Annotated in this window: 20 protein-coding genes and 1 pseudogene; 14 read left to right on the plus strand and 7 right to left on the minus strand. The window is 43.4% G+C overall.

The window, feature by feature from the left end:
- Window positions 1–27 precede the first annotated feature (27 nt).
- The 8 genes from yedF (at window position 28) to HMPREF9064_RS01305 (ending at window position 9,131) form a co-directional block, all read left to right on the plus strand.
- Window positions 28–297: a sulfurtransferase-like selenium metabolism protein YedF gene (gene yedF, locus HMPREF9064_RS01340; RefSeq protein ID WP_006719477.1), complete on the plus strand. Its 270-nt coding sequence runs from the start codon at window positions 28–30 to the stop codon at window positions 295–297.
- Window positions 298–496: 199 nt separating this feature from the next.
- Complete coding sequence (locus HMPREF9064_RS01335; protein WP_006719479.1) at window positions 497–2,308, plus strand: monovalent cation:proton antiporter-2 (CPA2) family protein; 1,812 nt, start codon at window positions 497–499, stop codon at window positions 2,306–2,308.
- Window positions 2,309–2,579: 271 nt separating this feature from the next.
- Complete coding sequence (gene rpsB / locus HMPREF9064_RS01330; protein ID WP_006719480.1) at window positions 2,580–3,302, plus strand: 30S ribosomal protein S2; 723 nt, start codon at window positions 2,580–2,582, stop codon at window positions 3,300–3,302.
- A 141-nt stretch (window positions 3,303–3,443) separates the two neighbouring features.
- Window positions 3,444–4,292, plus strand: coding sequence for a translation elongation factor Ts (tsf, locus tag HMPREF9064_RS01325; RefSeq protein ID WP_006719481.1), 849 nt, complete (start codon window positions 3,444–3,446; stop codon window positions 4,290–4,292).
- 158 nt (window positions 4,293–4,450) lie between these two features.
- A complete protein-coding gene (recO, locus tag HMPREF9064_RS01320; protein WP_006719484.1) occupies window positions 4,451–5,194 on the plus strand; it encodes a DNA repair protein RecO in 744 nt (247 codons plus the stop codon).
- A gap of 1 nt (window position 5,195) precedes the next feature.
- Window positions 5,196–6,512, plus strand: a complete 1,317-nt coding sequence (rlmD, locus tag HMPREF9064_RS01315; RefSeq protein ID WP_006719485.1) for a 23S rRNA (uracil(1939)-C(5))-methyltransferase RlmD — start codon at window positions 5,196–5,198, stop codon at window positions 6,510–6,512.
- A gap of 9 nt (window positions 6,513–6,521) precedes the next feature.
- Window positions 6,522–8,750 carry a GTP diphosphokinase gene (gene relA / locus HMPREF9064_RS01310; protein WP_006719486.1) on the plus strand — a complete coding sequence of 743 codons (2,229 nt, stop codon included), beginning with the start codon at window positions 6,522–6,524 and terminating at the stop codon, window positions 8,748–8,750.
- Between the two features lie 24 nt (window positions 8,751–8,774).
- Window positions 8,775–9,131, plus strand: a complete 357-nt coding sequence (locus HMPREF9064_RS01305) for a diacylglycerol kinase (RefSeq protein WP_006719487.1) — start codon at window positions 8,775–8,777, stop codon at window positions 9,129–9,131.
- Between the two features lie 114 nt (window positions 9,132–9,245).
- Here the strand turns inward: HMPREF9064_RS01305 and HMPREF9064_RS01300 are convergent, their stop codons facing one another.
- Entirely contained in the window at window positions 9,246–9,644 is a 399-nt protein-coding gene (locus HMPREF9064_RS01300) for a MerR family transcriptional regulator (protein WP_032998000.1), read from the minus strand.
- Window positions 9,645–9,771: 127 nt separating this feature from the next.
- On the opposite strand from HMPREF9064_RS01300, the gene HMPREF9064_RS01295 reads away from it, so the two are divergent.
- Window positions 9,772–10,413, plus strand: a complete 642-nt coding sequence (locus HMPREF9064_RS01295) for a cation diffusion facilitator family transporter (protein ID WP_006719493.1) — start codon at window positions 9,772–9,774, stop codon at window positions 10,411–10,413.
- Between the two features lie 66 nt (window positions 10,414–10,479).
- Here HMPREF9064_RS01295 and ftsX read toward each other — a convergent pair whose 3' ends face one another.
- The 3 genes from ftsX to ftsY are packed head-to-tail and all read right to left on the minus strand — an operon-like array spanning window position 10,480 to window position 13,625.
- Window positions 10,480–11,412, minus strand: coding sequence for a permease-like cell division protein FtsX (gene ftsX, locus HMPREF9064_RS01290; protein ID WP_006719494.1), 933 nt, complete (start codon window positions 11,410–11,412; stop codon window positions 10,480–10,482).
- Between the two features lie 8 nt (window positions 11,413–11,420).
- Window positions 11,421–12,071 (minus strand): cell division ATP-binding protein FtsE, encoded by a 651-nt coding sequence (gene ftsE / locus HMPREF9064_RS01285; protein ID WP_006719495.1) that lies wholly within the window; start codon window positions 12,069–12,071, stop codon window positions 11,421–11,423.
- 39 nt (window positions 12,072–12,110) lie between these two features.
- Window positions 12,111–13,625 carry a signal recognition particle-docking protein FtsY gene (ftsY, locus tag HMPREF9064_RS01280; protein WP_032998203.1) on the minus strand — a complete coding sequence of 505 codons (1,515 nt, stop codon included), beginning with the start codon at window positions 13,623–13,625 and terminating at the stop codon, window positions 12,111–12,113.
- Between the two features lie 79 nt (window positions 13,626–13,704).
- Here ftsY and rsmD point away from each other — a divergent pair, with 79 nt between their 5' ends.
- From rsmD to HMPREF9064_RS01265, 4 genes and pseudogenes are all read left to right on the plus strand, one after another.
- Window positions 13,705–14,289 carry a 16S rRNA (guanine(966)-N(2))-methyltransferase RsmD gene (gene rsmD, locus HMPREF9064_RS01275; protein ID WP_032998204.1) on the plus strand — a complete coding sequence of 195 codons (585 nt, stop codon included), beginning with the start codon at window positions 13,705–13,707 and terminating at the stop codon, window positions 14,287–14,289.
- Between the two features lie 159 nt (window positions 14,290–14,448).
- Window positions 14,449–15,196: pseudogene (locus HMPREF9064_RS09655) on the plus strand (Cof-type HAD-IIB family hydrolase).
- Window positions 15,197–15,424: 228 nt separating this feature from the next.
- Window positions 15,425–16,195, plus strand: coding sequence for a hypothetical protein (locus HMPREF9064_RS01270; RefSeq protein WP_006719500.1), 771 nt, complete (start codon window positions 15,425–15,427; stop codon window positions 16,193–16,195).
- Window positions 16,195–16,818 (plus strand): hypothetical protein, encoded by a 624-nt coding sequence (locus HMPREF9064_RS01265; RefSeq protein WP_032998002.1) that lies wholly within the window; start codon window positions 16,195–16,197, stop codon window positions 16,816–16,818. Before HMPREF9064_RS01270 ends, HMPREF9064_RS01265 begins: the two co-directional genes overlap by 1 nt.
- 165 nt (window positions 16,819–16,983) lie before the next feature.
- Here the strand turns inward: HMPREF9064_RS01265 and HMPREF9064_RS01260 are convergent, their stop codons facing one another.
- The gene (locus HMPREF9064_RS01260) at window positions 16,984–18,042 is read right to left on the minus strand and encodes an AI-2E family transporter (RefSeq protein ID WP_006719502.1); all 1,059 of its coding nucleotides are present in this window, start codon (window positions 18,040–18,042) and stop codon (window positions 16,984–16,986) included.
- 77 nt (window positions 18,043–18,119) lie between these two features.
- On the opposite strand from HMPREF9064_RS01260, the gene arsC reads away from it, so the two are divergent.
- On the plus strand, window positions 18,120–18,470 hold the full coding sequence (arsC, locus tag HMPREF9064_RS01255) for an arsenate reductase (glutaredoxin) (protein WP_006719503.1): 351 nt from the start codon (window positions 18,120–18,122) through the stop codon (window positions 18,468–18,470).
- A gap of 97 nt (window positions 18,471–18,567) precedes the next feature.
- Here arsC and HMPREF9064_RS01250 read toward each other — a convergent pair whose 3' ends face one another.
- Window positions 18,568–18,864 carry a DUF5377 family protein gene (locus HMPREF9064_RS01250; protein ID WP_032998003.1) on the minus strand — a complete coding sequence of 99 codons (297 nt, stop codon included), beginning with the start codon at window positions 18,862–18,864 and terminating at the stop codon, window positions 18,568–18,570.
- Between the two features lie 16 nt (window positions 18,865–18,880).
- Entirely contained in the window at window positions 18,881–19,165 is a 285-nt protein-coding gene (locus HMPREF9064_RS01245) for an alternative ribosome-rescue factor A (RefSeq protein ID WP_006719506.1), read from the minus strand.
- Between the last annotated feature and the right edge of the window lie 129 nt (window positions 19,166–19,294).

Genomic DNA, 19,294 nt, shown 5'->3' on the forward strand with positions numbered 1-19,294 from the left:
TTTTATTTCACAGAAGGAAAACACATTATGGCATTTACCGTTGTACACAAACTAGATAAAGATCCCAAAGACATCGTTCCGGATTACACCATCGACACCGTGGGCGAGCCTTGTCCCTATCCTGCCATCGTCATGTTAGAAAGCATGCCTGAACTCAAAGAAGGGGAAGTGTTGGAATTGTTAAGCGACTGCGCACAATCCATCAACAACATTCCGGTGGACACTAAAAACCACGGTTATACTTTATTAAGCGTGGAACAAGATGGCACAAAATTACGTTATTTGATTCAGCGTTAATCAATGTTCAGAAAAGTAAAAGCCCGTTTGATACGGGCTTTATTTTTTCCCAAAAGAAAGGATGAGATAAGTTCTTTAAAAAATTGACTAAACCTATCAAAAAATTTGCCTATTTCCTCAACAATTTGTCCGAAAAAAACGCTAAAATAAGCAGCTTTTTTAATATTCATCGCTATAACATTTATTTCGGGAGAACAAGATGGAAGCTCAGGGGGCGGGTGATTTAATTCGCGTTGTCACGTTATTAGGTGCGGCTGTTGTGGCGGTGCCATTATTTAAACGCATCGGTTTAGGGTCGGTGCTGGGGTATTTAGCTGCCGGCTTAATTATCGGCCCCTTCGGGTTGAAATTAGTGACCGATTCTCACGCCATTTTGCACATTGCAGAATTTGGTGTGGTGATGTTCCTGTTCATGATTGGTTTGGAAATGAAACCGTCCCATTTATGGAGCTTACGCAAACAAATTTTCGGGCTAGGCAGTTTACAAGTGGTGATATCCGCTCTGTTAATGACCCTCGTTTCCGTACAATTCGGCATTTCTTGGGAGGTGGCCTTTATTTGTTCTTCCGGTTTCGTGCTTACCTCCACCGCCATCGTGATGCAAGTGTTGGGAGAACGTAAACGCCTGTCCACCCGCCCGGGACAAAAAATGGTATCAATCTTATTATTTGAAGATTTGCTGATCGTGCCGTTACTGGCTATTGTGACCTACCTTTCCCCACTCGAAACCGAAAGCACCATATCTTGGTGGGAATCCGCCACAATCGCTTTAGTTGCGTTGGCTATGCTTGTGCTTATTGGACGTTTCATTTTGAATCCGGTATTCCGTATTTTAGCCGACTCCAAAGCTCGCGAAGTGATGACCGCCGCCGCCTTATTTGTGGTATTGGGCTCGGCATTACTGATGGAAGAAGCGGGCTTATCACAAGCCATGGGCGCTTTTGTTGCCGGTGTCATGCTGTCGGAATCGGCTTTCCGCCATCAATTGGAAGCAGACATTGAACCGTTCCGTGGTTTATTGTTAGGGCTATTTTTCCTCGGGGTGGGAATGTCACTCAATCTCACCGTCGTGGCTGAAAACTGGATGCTAATTGGCATCGGTGTATTCGCCTTAATGCTGACAAAAGGTATCTGTATTTATCTCGTTGCCCGCGCAGCAAAAAGCACACACAAAACGGCGATGGAACGTGCTTTGCTCATGGCTCAAGGTGGGGAATTTGCTTTTGTTTTGTTTGCTCAAGCCTTCAACCAAAAAGTTATTGATGAAACCGTCAATGCCAACATGACCGCAATCGTTGTGCTGTCCATGGTGTTAACGCCTATTATGTTGGTTTTGTATGAAAAATTCGCACCCAAACCGACTGCAGAAGAATTACCTGCCGATGAAATCGACGAACAACATCCGATTCTCATCGTCGGCATGGGACGTTTTGGTCAAATCGTGAATGACTTATTGCGCTTAAGCGGCTATGCCACCACCGTTGTTGATTTGAACCCGGACATGATCAAAGGCTTCAATGAATACGGCATTAAATCCTATTTTGGCGACGCATCTCGCCGTGAATTTCTTATCGCTGCCGGTTTAGAACAAGCCGAAATATTGGTCATCGCCATTAATAATAAAGAACAAGCAGAAAACATCGTGCACTTTGCTCGTGAAGTGAATCCGAACATTAAAATCATTGCTCGTGCTTACGACCGTTTCAGCACCTTTGCCTTACACGAAGCCGGCGCAGACGAAATTATCCGTGAAACCTTCGATGCCGCCGTGCGTGCGGGTAAACGCGCGCTGGAAACATTAGGCATGGAGCCGGAATTAGTGAAAGAAATCGGCGACTATTATTTTGATGCGGATCGCCATGAAGTCGCCCTCATGTCACAGGTTTATGATCCCAACATGGGGTTATTCCAAAACCCGCTCATGCGTGATATTGCCCGCGAATGCGATCAAAAAATGGCGGCCGATATCCAAGAAATCATTCTGAGAGCGAAGGAAAAAGAAGAGGAATAAAACATCGCAAAAACAGACCGCACTTTACGTCCTAAAGTGCGGTCGTTTTTTTATCTGTTTTTATGTCAATTTTCCTCTCACAGCAAAATCCGCTGGAAACCCACCGCACTTTATGGTATAAAGCACGCCGTTATTTTGCTGTTTAAAAGTAACGTTTATTTTTTAATCAATTTACTAAAACACACACATATCAGAAAGGCTAAATCGGGGTGCCAAACGGTCGATTGGCTGGATATGTGGAGGCTAAACCCCAAACAAAAGGAAAATTATTATGGCACAAGTTTCTATGCGCGATATGCTTCAAGCAGGCGTTCACTTCGGTCACCAAACTCGTTACTGGAACCCAAAAATGAAACCATTCATTTTCGGACCACGCAACGGCGTTCATATCATCAACCTTGAAAAAACCGTTCCAATGTTCAACGCAGCATTAGCTGAGTTAACCCGCATTGCGAGCAACAACGGTAAAGTATTATTCGTTGGTACCAAACGCGCAGCAACCGATGCAGTGCAAGCAGCAGCATTAGACTGTCAACAATACTATGTAAACCACCGTTGGTTAGGCGGTATGTTGACCAACTGGAAAACAGTTCGTCAATCCATCAAACGTTTAAAAGATTTAGAAACTCAATCTCAAGACGGCACTTTCGACAAATTAACCAAAAAAGAAGCGTTAATGCGTACCCGTGAGATGGAAAAACTTGAATTAAGCCTTGGCGGTATCAAAGAGATGGGCGGTCTTCCGGATGCATTATTCGTTATCGGTGCAGACCACGAACATATCGCAGTGAAAGAAGCAAACAACTTAGGTATTCCTGTATTTGCTATCGTTGATACTAACTCTAGCCCGGACGGCGTAGATTTCGTTATCCCAGGTAACGATGACGCAGCACGTGCAATTCAACTTTATCTTTCTTCTGCTGTTGCTGCGATCAAAGAAGGTCGTGGTAACGAAGAAGCGGTTGCTGAAGAATTAGCGCAAGCCGCAGAATAATTCTGGCGATTGCGATAAGGCGTAAGCCCTTATTAATCAGACGATTAATTAATGAGCAGGGGGCTAAATAGCTCCCTGTATTTTTTAGAGCTAAAAGTGTGGTCTTTTTCCACCGCACTTTAACCGACAGAGGATTTTAAAATGGCTGAAATCACAGCATCATTAGTAAAAGAACTGCGTGAACGTACCGGCGCAGGCATGATGGAATGTAAAAAAGCATTAGTTGAAGCAAACGGCGACATCGAATTAGCTATCGACAACATGCGTAAATCTGGTCAAGCAAAAGCGGCGAAAAAAGCAGGCCGTGTTGCAGCTGAAGGTGTTATCCTTGCTCGCGTACAAAATGGTTTCGGTGTATTAGTTGAAATGAACTGCGAAACTGACTTCGTAGCAAAAGATGCCGGCTTCTTAGGTTTAGCCAACGAAGTGGCTGATTTCGCAGCAGCAAACAAAGGTGCAACCATCGAACAACTTCAAGCACAATTTGAAGAAAAACGTGCTGCATTAGTGGCGAAAATCGGTGAAAACATGACCATCCGTCGTGTTGCTTACATCGAAGGCGATGTTGTAGGTTCTTACCTACACGGCGCGAAAATCGGTGTATTAGTGGCTGGTAAAGGTGCAGACGATGAATTGTTAAAACACATCGCAATGCACGTTGCAGCAAGCCGCCCAGACTACGTTAACCCAAGCGACGTTCCGGCTGAAGTGGTTGAACACGAACGTAACATCCAAGTGGATATCGCAATGCAATCCGGTAAACCACGCGAAATCGCAGAAAAAATGGTTGAAGGCCGTATGAAGAAATTCACCGGTGAAGTTTCTTTAACTGGCCAACCATTCGTCATGGATCCGTCTAAATCCGTTGGCGATTTGTTAAAAGAAAAAGGTGCCGACATCTCTAACTTCATCCGCTTAGAAGTGGGCGAAGGTATCGAGAAAGTGGAAACCGACTTCGCTGCAGAAGTAGCGGCAATGTCCAAAGCTTAATTGAACATTTGAGCAAAAAAGCAGGTGTCAAAGCCTGCTTTTTTATTGCCTGTTGTTCCGAAATCCTCCTTGCAGCAATTCTGTTATATTCCATTTCCTTTTCTTCTAAAATCGCCTACAAAATCCCACAAAGTGCGGTGGGAAATCTGCTAAAATAAATGCCGGTTTTTTATCGACGAAAGGGCGACATCATCGAAAATTGGCAACGCGGTTTCGTACTACATCGCAAATCTTACAGCGAAACCAGTTTATTGGTAGATTTACTCACCGAAGATTTCGGGCGTATCAGCGTATTGGCAAAAGGCGCACGGGCAAAGCGCTCCATGTTAAAAGGCGTGCTACAACCCTTTACACCGCTCCTGCTACGTTGGAGCGGGCGTGGTGACCTGAAAATCCTGACCAAAGCAGAACCTGCCGCCATTGCCTTACCCTTACAAAATGTTGCCTTATACAGCGGATTTTATTTAAACGAACTCATTTGCCGCGTATTGGAACCGGAAACAGCCTATCCGCAATTGTTCCAACACTATTTGCAATGTTTAACGCAATTAGCCTTATCACAAACTCACGTGGAGCCTGCGCTACGCACCTTTGAATTTCAACTCTTGCGCACCTTAGGCTATGGCATTGATTTCACTCATTGTGCCGGCTCCGGTAAAGCCGTGGAAGCGGACATGACCTATCGTTACCGCGAAGAAAAAGGCTTTATTGCTTCCTTAATCAAGGATAATTTAACCTTTTACGGGCGGGAATTATTGGCCTTTGAACAAACCCAATTTGACGAACCCTCTGTATTATCGGCAGCCAAACGCTTCACGCGCATTGCATTAAAACCGTATTTAGGCGACAAGCCCTTGAAAAGCCGAGAATTATTCACCCAACACAGCTTATATTCAAAATAACATGGCATTACTTTACAGCGACAACAAACCAAAGAAAAAGACCGCAAATTTCACCGCACACATTCTTGATTTAGATTATCAAGGCTTAGGTGTGGCTAAAATCAACGGCAAAACCTGGTTTATTGAAAACGCGTTGCCGCAAGAAAGCGTAGAGGTTCGCGTATTGGAAGAAAAACGCCAATACGGTCAAGGCGTAGCGCAGCGTATTTTACGCCCAAGTCCTCAGCGCCAAACACCGCCATGCGTTTATTTTGAACAATGCGGGGGATGCCAAAATCAACACATTCCTATTGAATTACAACGTTCTGCCAAGCAAACCGCATTGGTTCAACGCTTATCCCGTTTACAGCCGGTGCCTATTCATTTCATGCCGTTATTGCAAGGCGAACCTTGGCATTACCGCCGTCGGGTACGCTTAAGTGTGTTGTTGGACAGTAAAAATCGTAAACTGAATATCGGCTTACGGCGTAAAAATTCACAGCAAATTATTCCGATTGAACATTGTTTGGTGTTGGAACAGCCGCTGAATGATTTATTGCCCAAACTGACCGCACTTTTCTCGCAATGGTCAATGCCACAACAGCTGGGGCATATTGAACTTGTTGCGGCAGACAATGGCATCGCCATGTTATTACGCCATATAAAAAACGTCGGTGAAACCGACCGCACTTTATTATTACGGTTTGCCGAACAACACCAACTCATGTTATTTGTACAAGAACATGACAGCATTGAACATTGGTATGGCGAACAGCCTTATTACCGTTTGGGCGATGACATCACGTTGCAATTTGATATTCGCGATTTCATTCAAATTAATGCACAATTAAACCGTCAAATGATCGCAACAGCGTTAGACTGGTTGGAGCTTAATCCACAGGATCATGTGTTAGATTTGTTCTGTGGTATGGGCAACTTCACCTTACCGCTAAGTCGCAAAGTAAAAAGTGCGGTAGGAATTGAAGGTGTTTCTGCGATGGTGGAAAAAGCCCGCGCCAATGCCGAACGAAACGGTTGTCATAATGTCCAATTTTACCGGACTGATTTGGATAAACCCTTTATCAGTCAAGCGTGGGCGCAGCAACCCTTCAATAAAATTTTGCTCGACCCACCACGCACAGGCGCGGCATTTGCTTTAAATGCACTCTGTCAGTTACAGGCTGAAAGCATTCTGTATGTTTCTTGCAATCCTGCAACACTCGTGCGAGATACGGAAATCTTGCGTGACGCAGGCTACCAATTGGATAAAGTCGCCATGATCGATATGTTCCCGCAAACCGGTCATTTGGAGTCGATAAGTTTATTTCGAAAAAGATAAGGATTCGTTATGGTCGCTGTGAGAGGATCTCATTTATTAAATCCTAAAGATTTTGAGATTGAAAAATGGTGCGCTAATTTGAATGTCGCGGAAAATGTCAAAGCCAACTTAATAACGGCATGGCATTATTCGCAACAGAAAATGACCTTGCGTGCCGAGCATCAGCAGGAAGAAGCCCATTTGCTGACGTTCGGCGTGGAAATGGTGGAAATCCTCAACAGCTTAAACATGGATGCCGATAGCTTGTTCACCGCCATGCTCTTCCCTATTGTCCGCGATCAACTAGTGGATTTAGCCCAAATTGAAGAAGATTTCGGCGCGAATATCAGCAAACTGGTACGCGGTGTTATCGAAATGGACAATATCCGCCAACTCAACATCACCCATTCTGCCAGCAGCTTACAGGTGGATAACGTGCGCCGAATGTTGCTCGCCATGGTAGATGATTTCCGCTGTGTGATTATCAAATTGGCGGAACGTATAGCTTTCTTGCGTGATGCCGAAAAAAATTATACAGAAGAAGAACGCGTCCTCGCCGCGAAAGAATGTGCCAATATTTACGCCCCGCTTGCCAACCGCTTAGGCATCGGACAGCTCAAATGGGAACTGGAAGATTACTGTTTCCGTTATCTGCACCCGGAACAATATCGCGCCATCGCCAAATTATTAAAAGAGCGTCGTCTTGACCGCGAACAATATATTGCCGATTTTGTCTCCGAACTTTCCGGTTATTTACAAGAAAATATCCCACAAGTCGAAGTGTATGGTCGCCCGAAACACATTTACAGCATTTGGCGAAAAATGCAGAAAAAGCACTTAGAGTTCAGTGACTTATATGACGTCCGCGCGGTGCGCATCGTCGTGCAAAAATTGCAAGATTGTTACACCGCACTTGGCATTGTACACACCCACTTCAAACATCTGCCAAAAGAATTCGACGATTATGTTGCCAATCCAAAACCGAACGGCTACCAATCTATTCACACCGTAGTGTTGGGTAAAGGTGGCAAACCGATCGAGGTACAAATTCGTACCCAACAAATGCACGATGATGCCGAGTTGGGCGTTGCGGCACACTGGAAATACAAAGAAGGCGCCAGCGCCGGTCGTAACGGCTACGAAGAAAAAATCGCCTGGCTACGCAAACTCTTAGCGTGGCAAGACGATATTGCCGATTCCGGTGAAGTCATGGCGGAATTACGCAGCCAAGTGTTCGATGATCGCGTGTATGTCTTTACACCGAAAGGCGAAGTCGTGGATTTACCAACCGGCTCCACGCCGCTGGATTTTGCCTACGCCATTCACAGTGAAATTGGTCACCGTTGTATCGGCGCCAAAGTGGGCGGACGCATTGTGCCGTTCACCTATCAGCTCCAAATGGGCGATCAGGTGGATATCATCACGCAGAAAAACCCGAACCCAAGCCGCGACTGGCTTAACCCGAATCTCGGCTTTACCCACACGGCAAAAGCCCGTGCAAAAATACACGCGTGGTTCAAAAAACAGGATCGGGACAAAAACATTCCGGCCGGCAAAGAATTGTTGGAAAGTGAAATCAACCGCTTGGGCATCAGCTTAAAACAAGTGGAACAACAAGCCTTGCCGCGTTACAACCTAAAAAATCTCGATGATTTATACGCGGGCATCGGCGGCGGTGATATTCGTATCGGGCCGTTAATCAACTTCCTGCAAAACAAATTCATCAAAATTTCCGCACAGGAAGTGGATGAAGAAATCTTGCGTCACGTCAGCACCAAAAGTGCAGCTAACGCTCAACAAAAAACCGAACGTAAAGATTGCGTTATCGTCGAAGGCGTCGGCAACTTGATGCACCACATTGCACGTTGTTGCCAACCGATTCCGGGCGACAGCATTGTGGGCTACATCACCATGGGGCGTGGTATTTCTATTCACCGTTGTGATTGCGAACAATTCCTTGAGCTGCAAAGCGTTCACCCGGAACGTGTAGTCGAATCCCGTTGGGGCGATAATTATTCTAACGGCTTCCATCTCAACATTCGCATTGTGGCGTCAGATCGTAACGGCTTATTACGCGACATCACCACCGTGCTGGCAAACGACAAAATCAGCGTACTCGGCGTGTCTTCCCGTACGGATACAAAACGCCAAGTGGCAAACATCGACATGCAAATTGAACTCAACAACGTGGAAATGTTGAGTAAGATTCTATCCCGTTTGGAAAAACTGGATGATGTCATTGAAGCTAAACGCCTCTAATAACAATAAACAAAGGAAAACCTAATGGACAAAACGACAGGGCTAACCCACTTAATCAAATCCACTCAATATTCCATGCAAGGCTTAAAAAGTGCGGTCAAATATGAAACTGCTTTTCGCCACGAGCTTTTTTGCTGCCTTTTCATGATTCCACTTGCCCTATGGCTTGGTGATGATGCGGTTGAAAAAGCACTGATGATCGGCAGCGTATTGTTAGTCTTGGTGGTAGAACTGCTCAATAGCGCCATCGAAGCAGTGGTGGATCGCATTGGTACAGAACGCCACGAACTCTCCGGCCGCGCCAAAGATCAAGGTTCTGCCGCCGTGTTTGTTGCCCTGGTTATTGTCGCGATAACTTGGGCGTTCATGTTGTTTAATTAAAAACGTAGTCAAAACTAACCGCACTTTACTTTCGCAAATGGAGAGAAAGGAGGGGGGAGTTTATGAAACAAAAAATGAGCTAAAACAAAGCGTAATATTTTATTAGGAGATGATTTAAACCGTCTCCTTTCTTTTTGCCTGAAGCCCTGCTATGGCTTTGCATTCCGACTTACTATGTTTTCCCTTAATGGCGATGGATTGTAAAAACGCTTTGATATCTTGTAATTGTGAAATTTTTTCTTCCACCCGCGTCAGTTGCTTAAGCACCAATTTGTCAGCGTAATAATGATTAGCAGTGTGAAATTTGAGTGCATTGAGTTGTTTAATATCTTCTAAAGAAAAACCTAGCGTACGGCAGTTTTTAATAAAAATAAGCTGCGTTATGCTTTCTTCGTCATACGATCGGTAACCGTTAGCCTGTCGTTTTGGTTCCGGTAAGACGCCTTGTTTTTCATAGTAACGAATGGTTTCTAAGTGAATCCCGGTACGTTTACTCAGCTCATTGACTTTCATTTCTTCCTCTCCCCAAATATTTACCATTCTAACAAAAAATACTTGATCCCGTAGTCCCTACGGGCTTTAAGCTGTTCTGCACTCAAACAAATTAAGTAAGTAAGGAAGGAAGGAAGGAAGGAACGAGATGCTACATCAACACAAACACGAACATTCACACGCTCATACACCAACAAATAAAAAGATTTTAAGCACCAGTTTGGTCATTATCAGCAGCTATATGATCATCGAGTTTTTAGGTGGCTATTATTTTAATAGCCTCGCCTTAATGGCTGACGCCGGGCATATGGCAAATGACAGCCTATCGTTGCTCCTCGCCCTCATTGCTTTGTTTTTAAATGCACAAAACCAAAAAAGGTTCGCGCTGTTAAATGGCACTTCTCTGATTGTGGTGGCAATATGGATTTTGGTGGAAGCGACAGAACGTTGGCAATACCCAACGACAATGTTGGCGTTGCCTATGCTAGGTGTTGCCATCACTGGACTCTTGGTAAACATTTTCGTAGCTTGGCTAATGATGAAAGGCGATCATGAAAACTTAAACATCAAAGCCGCCTATTTACACGTATTAGCTGACCTGTTTGGCTCTCTGGTGGCAATTATCGCCGGATTAAGCGCATGGCTACTAAACTGGCAATGGGTTGACCTTGTCGCCAGCAGTATTTTAAGCCTACTAATATTGCGAAGCGGTGCCTCTGTTGTCTATCAAGCCTTTAAAGCATTACGAAACAATGAATCGCATTTTGATACAACACCACACCAACATTAAAAAACTGTAACAAAAAAGACCGCACTTTTTATCAAGTGCGGTCTTTTTCTTTTGTGTTTTTATCCTCTAACCTTTCTTATCCAACAAGCGAATATAACGTGTGGCCGATAACCATGCGCCGATGTAGCCCATAATGATGCAAACCACGAGTAAGAAAAGGAATTCCACCAATCCTAAGCCGTTCAAGTTGAAATTGACGGCAAAGATATCAGTCACGTATTTCACCGCACCGGTGAAATAGCCAATGGTGAGGCTACTGAAAATACACGCGAAGAAACCGCCGAGCGCGGCATAAATCATGCCGGTGTAAAGGAACGGGCGCAGGATGAATTGATCAGTGGCGCCAAGCAATTTCATCACTTCAATATTCGATTGATTGCTGTAAACGTCAGCGCGAATGCTGTTACCGATCACCAAGAAAACCGCCACCGCCATCAGCACAGTACAGAAAATGGCCACATGTGCCACCAACCAAGTCAGGGCGGTCAGTTTTTCCAACCAATCGTTATCCAAACGCACTTCCTGCACGCCTTTGATTTTGTCCAAGTTTTCCCGTAATTCATTGCGTTGTTGCGACTCGTTAAACGCTTTAGTCGGTTTAATCATTACCACCGCCGGCAACGGATTATCATCCAACACGTCCAACTCTTCGCTAAAGCCAGACCAATGGCGAAACTCGTTCAAACTTTCCTGACGAGAAATATAATTTAATGATTCAACCCCTTCTTGCTGACGGATTTTTTCCACCACCAAGTTGGCATCCTCTTCCGACAAGTTTTTATGTAAATATACGGTTAGTTCACTTTCGGGGTAAAACTGCGTGGTGGCGTGATGAATATTTTTCCAAAGCAAATAGCTCACGGTCGGAATCGTTAAAGAGACGGCGATCACCAACACGGTTAACAATGTCGCAAACTTACGTTTCATTAAGTCCGCCAACACCGCACGCAACACGTACACACTTTGCACGCCAAAAGGGAAATTCAAACGAAAACTCATGTTGTCTCCTAGCGTAAATAACCTTGCTCAAGCACCAAGCAAGGTTTTGGTTTTTGTTGCACGATGCCCATGTCATGGGTGGCGATTAACACCGTCATACCGAGACGATTGAATTCTTCAAATAAATTGAAGATCTCTAAGGAGAGTGCACTATCTAAGTTCCCGGTAGGTTCATCTGCCAACAATAATTGCGGTTTATGCACCACGGCACGCGCGATATCAATGCGTTGTTGTTCACCACCGGACAAGTGTGCCGGCAAGTGATTTGCACGATCACGCAATCCCACACGATCCAATGCTGCCAACGCACGGCTATTGGCATCTTTCGGATGTTGTCCGGCAATAATCAATGGCAGCGCCACGTTATCCAAGACGGAACGATCGGGCAATAAGCGATAGTCTTGATGCACCATGCCGATTTGGCGGCGTAAAAATGGCACTTCATGACGAGATAAGCGGGTAATATCGTGACCGTTAAACCAAATTTGCCCGCCATTGGCACGTTCCATGCCCATAATTAATTTCAGCAGGGTACTTTTCCCCGCACCGGAATGCCCTACCAAATAGGTCATACTGCCTACCGGTAAATGAAAGCTTAACCCTTGCAGCGCCGGTTTTCCGCCCAAATACGCTTTACTCACATTTGCAAATCGAATCATTTTTCTTCTCTAAAAAACACGTCATTTTTGAACCGCACTTTATTCCTCTTCATGAGCAAATAAAGCGTCAATAAATTCTTCTGCGTTAAATTCGCGTAAATCTTCAATTTTTTCACCTACGCCGATATAGCGGATCGGCAAATTAAACTGGTCGGCGATAGCAAAAATCACGCCGCCTTTGGCGGTACCATCCAATTTGGTTAAGCTAATGCCGGTAAGCCCAACGGCTTCGTTAAATAACTTAGCTTGGCTAATGGCATTTTGACCGGTGCCCGCATCCAGGGTGAGCATAATTTCATGCGGTGCACTTTCATCGTATTTTTTCATCACGCGCACGATTTTCTTCAGCTCGTCCATCAAGTTATTTTTATTTTGTAAACGACCGGCGGTGTCGGCAATAAGCACATCAATATTGCGCGCTGCCGCCGATTGCATCGCATCAAAAATCACCGATGCAGAATCGGAACCGGTGCTTTGTGCCACAACCGGAATATGATTACGCTCGCCCCACACTTGCAACTGCTCTACTGCGGCGGCTCGGAAAGTATCACCCGCCGCCAACATGACAGATTTGCCTTCCATTTGGAATTTACGCGCCAGTTTGCCGATGGTAGTGGTTTTCCCTACGCCATTCACCCCCACCATTAAAATCACATAAGGCTTTTTGCTGCCATCAATGCGTAATGGTTGCGCCACCGGTTTTAAAATCTCGCCCATTTCCAATTTAAGTTGTTGGTATAAGGTATCTGCGTTTTGTAACTGCTGACGGGTCGCATGTTGCGTTAAGTTATTGATAATTTTTGTGGTAGTCGGCACGCCGATATCGGCAATGAGAAGTTGTTCTTCTAATTCTTCAAACAATTCATCATCGATTTTTTTACCGAGGAAGAAACTGCGGAAGCCTGCCCCGATGTTTTGTTTGGTTTTTACCAAGCCTTTGAGTAATCGGCTAAAAAAACCACCCTCGCTTGGTTTTTCCTGTGTTTCTACGATGTCGGCAACGGCGCTTTCTTCTTCGAATTCTTCCGCTTCAACAACAGATTCATCTTCAATATTCACCGCTCTTTCGGCTTGTACGTCTGCTTCGCTCTCAGAAAGTGCGGTTGAATTTTCCAGCGTTTCTTCAATAGATTGAGTTGACTCATCTGATGGCACAAGCGTCGATGCTTGTGCCGCTGGGTTTTCCTCTTGAGAGATCTCTACTTGAACATCATGGCTTTCAGGCGCAGGCATAGTAGAAGCTTGTTCAACCGATGGCGCACGCTTCATAGCGTGTGCCCCATCTTCTTCCGATTGCGTTATTTCAGATTGAGCTTCATGAAGTTCAGGCACAAGCGTGGACGCTTGCGCCATCAATGTCTCTTCTGTTGATGGATTTTCGCGCGCAGTTTTATCTAAAAGTGCGGTCGTTTTTTCTGCCGTTTCTTGCACTTCAGATTCATTAGGGAGCTGTTCTTTTGACTCCGGTTCTTTCGGTTCCGTTGATTCTCCTTGTTTATTTTTGCTTAATCCGAACCAAGACCAAAATCCGCCTTTTTTCTCTTCATCTGACATAAATTGCCCACTCTTGTTTAAACTTGATAAAATGCCGCTCATTCTAGCAAAAAAACACATCATTTTCCTGCCGATTTATATGAAAAAAGCAACAACACAACAAAGCACGAAAGGCGAAGTACGCATTATCGCCGGCTTATGGCGCGGACGAAAATTACCGGTGCTGCCATCCCAAGGCTTGCGCCCTACCGGAGATCGTGTAAAAGAAACCCTATTCAATTGGCTCATGCCTTATATCGTTGACAGTGAATGCTTAGACGGGTTTGCCGGTAGCGGTTCTCTTGGCTTTGAAGCGCTTTCGCGCCAAGCGGCAAAGGTGACATTTCTGGAATTGGAAAAAGCCGTGGCGCAGCAGTTAAACAAGAATATTCAAACCTTAAAATGTGCCGATCGCGCGCAAGTCGTCAATCAAAACAGCTTGCACTTTTTAAATCAGCCACAAAATCAACCGCACTTTGATGTGGTCTTTCTCGATCCGCCCTTTCATTTTAATTTAGCCGAGCAAGCCATGGCTCTATTAGCGCAAAACAACTGGCTGCGTCCGCAAGCCTTGATTTATGTGGAAACGGAAAAAGGCAAGGAACCGAACGTACCGGAAAACTGGCATGTATTAAAACAAAAAGACAGCGGTCAAGTGAGTTATCGATTATATCAAGCGGAGTAATCTCCGCTCTTTTTTTGCTGAAATCGCAACAATTTCACAAAATTTCCTTAAGATTTCACCCTATTAATTCACGTTTCATTTATATTTTTTTGTATAAAAAAACACACTTCTCATACCACTTGATCATCATAATTTTAGCATTCTCCATTTGACGGCACACTGCTCAACAGCCAACATCAGATCACACCAAAAACGGAAGAAGCGATTAAGAATGTGCTAAAACAAGGCATTCCGTTTATTCCTGTTTCCGCCCGTCCGCCTTACGCCATTACGCCTTACACAGAACAACTCTGGGGCACAACATGGTATGATTTGTTACAGCGGCGCATTAATTTTAGATAAAAATCTGACCGCACTTTATAGCGTGACTTTAGAACCCCAGGACTTACAAAAACTCAACGCGCTTTTAGCCGATTTTACGCACCTTTCCATCAGCTACTACGCCGGTTTGGATTGGTTTTGTAATGATGTGAACAATAATTGGATCAAGCAAGAAAGCGAAATTACGGGCTTAAGCGCCAAGTTGCTGCAAGGCAACCTCACGGATGTACACAAAATATTAGTCATGGGCAGCGCCGAAGAAATCCAAACGGTAGAACCCGTACTGAAACAAGCCCTACCACACTTAAGTATTCACCGCTCCAAAGACGAATATTTAGAAATCATGAACTCTGCCGCGACCAAAGCAAAAGCCATTCAATTTATGGAACAGCATTTGGGCATTAGTGCCGAACAAGTTATCGCTTTCGGCGACAATTTTAACGACTTGGATATGTTGCAATACGCCGGCCTTAGCATCGCCATGGGCAACGCCCCCGATGCCATCAAACAAGCGGCAAAAGAAGTCACCGCCACGAATAACGAAGACGGTATTGCATTGGTGTTAAATCGTGTGTTTGGGAAGTAAACCTAATTAAAATTCAGCGTAAAAAAGGCCGCAATTTTAAGTTTAAAGTGCGGTCGTTTTTTGAGTGAATTTCACTTTCCTTAGAAAAAAGTAATAAAGTGGCATTTTCTCATTAGAAAAAGTATTTTGTATGGTTGCGTAAAGGTTTTCCATAGTGGATTATAAAGAACCTAATTGAGGGTAAATTTGCCGTTGTATGCAGTAAATTTTTTATATAAGGAAGAATAAATGCTGTCAGCAATATTACATGGGAAGAAGACAGGTAGTGGACTAGCCGGAACCAGATTAAAAATAGGAGAAACGCAAGGAGCCGAGGATATTTTGACATCAAGTGTTTTTGAAAGAATAGCTTATTTACCCGATGAAGTATTTAACCGATTTATTCAAAATCTTCTTAATGGTTATGATTTTGGTCACTTATACGAAATAGAATTCTGGCCATATTGGGAAATAAATAACGCCAAAATCGAGCCCGATGTCGTCTTATTTAATCAAATGCAACAAACCATTATTGTCGAAGCCAAACGATACGATAATACCCAGCAACAATATGCGTATCAACTTGCTAATGAAATTCAGGCTGCTTATAACAATGAAATAAACGATCCTATTTTACTAACTGTTGGTGGAATGTATGAATATAGCGCCAAAAACAAGAAACAATTAAAGAAACAAATAGACGATATACTACAAGCTAGAAATCTTGAAATCACTTATCAATTATATATTAAAAGCTGGCAAGACATTTATTTGACTTTAGAGCGAACTATAAAAGAAGACAAAGCTCAATCTCTACAAAGACTACTTAGCGATATTAGGGAGGCTTACAATTGGCATGATATTCGTTATAAACCTTACCAATGGCTAAACGAATTAAAAGAACAAAAGATCACTTATACTGAATACCCTCAATTAATTAAGCAAAAAAACACATGGGTTCAATTAAAACCCATTAATTTAACACATGAAAAATTTCCCTCTTTTCTAGGAGAATGTTAATGAACAAAAATGATATGAACCTTATTCTACAAGATGTCAGAAAGGCCTATCGATTTCTAGCTGATTATCAACAAAGAATTATTGAATTAATTACCTTCATAAAAAAAGAACTAGATATTGAACATTATCACCACTCAATTCCAAACTATTGCGATCCACGTTCCCTTTATAAAATTTATAATATTGAGGATGGTATTGGTTGGCGATTTTTACCAATGATGAACTTAACCTTATTACTGCATAAAACTCGTAGCATTCCAGCTGGTGAAGAATGGCAAAATCACATTAAGCCAAATGATTTAGCCTTTAGTATAGTCATAGCCTCTGATGAAGATAACGACGGAGAGCTATCCCCTATTGACAGTAAAAGTGAGATCCACATCTATATTTATCAATGCCAAAAGCATAAGAGAAAAAAGGACTGGTATAGTGATGTGTGGTGGAATATAGAATACCCAGACTTTGGAACAGTTACTCACTATCAAGATAAATCAGGTGAAATTGAATACCAAATCTATGGAGAATCTTTAGATTTATCTGAAATGTATGACGAGGAAAGTGTGAGATCGACTCTTGATGCCTTTAGAAAACGCGCTTCTGAGAAACTAGGGCAAGAGATTTAGAAATAGCAGTTCGTCCTCCGTGGTGCACGCACCTATTGAAAACAGCACCAGCGTAGACGCTGGTGCTATCAAAAGAAGTAAAATTTAACATGAAAAAAGACCGCACTTTTAAACCCAAAGTGCGGTCTTTTTTTCTAACGTTTTTACGGTGACAATCTCACCCTTTTAAAGCGTTTCATTGGAAGGCCAGGCATTGACCACCGCTTTCACGAGGGTTGCCAGTGGAATGGCAAAGAAAACGCCCCAGAAGCCCCATAAACCGCCGAAAATCAACACGGCGATGATGATAATTAACGGGTGGAGGTTGACGACTTCGGAAAATAAAAACGGCACAAGGAGATTTCCGTCTAATAATTGGGAAACGACGAAAGCAATCAAAATATACCAGAATGTGTGAGTGTCGCCAAATTGGAAAATCGCGACTAACACGACCGGAATGGTGACTAATACCGCCCCAATGTAAGGCACCAAGACGGAAAACCCAACCGCCACAGCCAATAGCAACGGATAATTCAAGCCGAAAGTTAAGAAGATGGCGTAAGTAACTGCGGTCACTACTAAAATCTCGAGCAATTTCCCACGAATATAATTGGCAATTTGCTGCTGCATTTCCACCCACACTTTTGAAGCAAGTGTGCGATTACGTGGCAGGAAACGGCTGACGCCATCAATCAGCTGGCGTTTATCTTTAAGTAGGAAAAACACCATTAACGGCACCAAGAAAGCATAAATCCCAAGCGTCACCAAGTTCATGATAGATGCCAGAGAGAGTTTTAATGCCGATTCACCCAAACTGAGAATTTTCTCTTTTACCGTACCGAAAATAGATTCCACGGTTTGTGCATCAATCAGTTCCGGATAGCGTTCCGGCAAAGATAAAAACCACTCGTTAAAGCGATTAAACATGTGAGGTAAATCACTTAATAAATTCGCTAACTGTGCCCATAAATTCGGAATCAAAACTAATACAACGACAAAAACCAAGCTGATAAAACTGCCTAGCACCAACATCGCAGCCACTAAGCGGGGACACTTCAATTTTTCATTTAATAAGCGTACCGGCCATTCCAATAAATAGGCCAACACAATCGCCACCAACAACGGCGCAATAAGGTCGCTAAAAAAATAAATGGACACGAAACCGAACAGCAAAATCGCCGCCAATCCCATGGCTTGCGGATCAGTGAAGCGTCGGTTATACCAACTTTTAAACATCTCAATCATGTTTGATTCCTCTATAAAACCTGCCTGATTATAAGGTAAAATCTATGCAAAGCACACATTAAGCAGGAGGAATTTCTATGTCGATTACTATCTACCACAACCCTCGTTGTTCCAAAAGCCGTGAAACATTAGCCTTGTTGGAAAGCCATCATATTCAACCGACCATCGAACTGTATTTACAACACAACTACGATGTTGAAACGCTACAAAGCATTGCGGATAAATTGGGTATTACGGATATTCGCCAAATGATGCGAACCAAAGCTGAACTCTATAAAACCTTGGGGTTAGATAATCCAAGCCTAACAGCACAGGATTTACTCAATGCCATTGCACAACATTCTGAATTATTGGAACGCCCGATTGTGGTAAACGGCAATAAAGCCAAAATCGGACGCCCGCCGGAAAGTGTGTTAGCAATTTTATAAAAACACCGTTAAAAATCCGTTGGATTTTGTAACCGCACTTGATCGTGTAAGCGGACAAAAATAAACCCGATTCTACGTCGGGTTTATTTTTTATTGGTTAATCTTTCGCAAGCCCTAAATTGCCAATTTTAATCCCCAAATGTCCTAATGCCACCGGAGAGATTTGCTCGCTTAAATAAATGAATAATTCATCCAAATCGGTGAAGTCTTTTTTGATTTTAATTTGGTCTTCCACTTTGCGGGTAAAGGTATAGTTTGTTTCATTGCCGTTGATGTGCGCTTCTAAGGTCACATAAATAGTCTCAAAAAAGTGGCTTTTCGCGCCTTCTTCGCCCGGATCGCTGATTCTGACGTTCCATGTGTTGTTAAATAAAATTTCTGTTTTCACTGTCATAATAACCTCATTCATATCAATACATTACATAAACTTTACGAGTAGAAAAAAGCCCGATAATAAAATCTCTTATCATAGAAATCTTATTATCGGGCTTTTCGTAATAGCGATTTGCGTGTTTCGCTTGACGTTGATAGCTGCCTTTGCCTTTCTTATTTCGTTCAACACGTTGGCGAAAGAGTTTATCGTGTAATAATGCTTGAATTGCATTCTCTTTAATCACACCGCGCTGATGCTGATAGGTCATCGTTCCTTGCGAATTTTGAGGCGGTGTCTGCAAGGCATGTTTTTGTTTTGCCATGATTTTTCCTCTTATGAATGAAAATAGGTTATGTTTTTTAAGGGCTAAAAAACGGCACACATTATAGCGGATTCCGCTGAAATGAAAAGCCGTTGCACGGAAAGCAAAACGTGAAAACCCGATTTTTAT

Source organism: Aggregatibacter segnis ATCC 33393, from assembly GCF_000185305.1.
GTDB classification, from domain to species: domain Bacteria; phylum Pseudomonadota; class Gammaproteobacteria; order Enterobacterales; family Pasteurellaceae; genus Aggregatibacter; species Aggregatibacter segnis.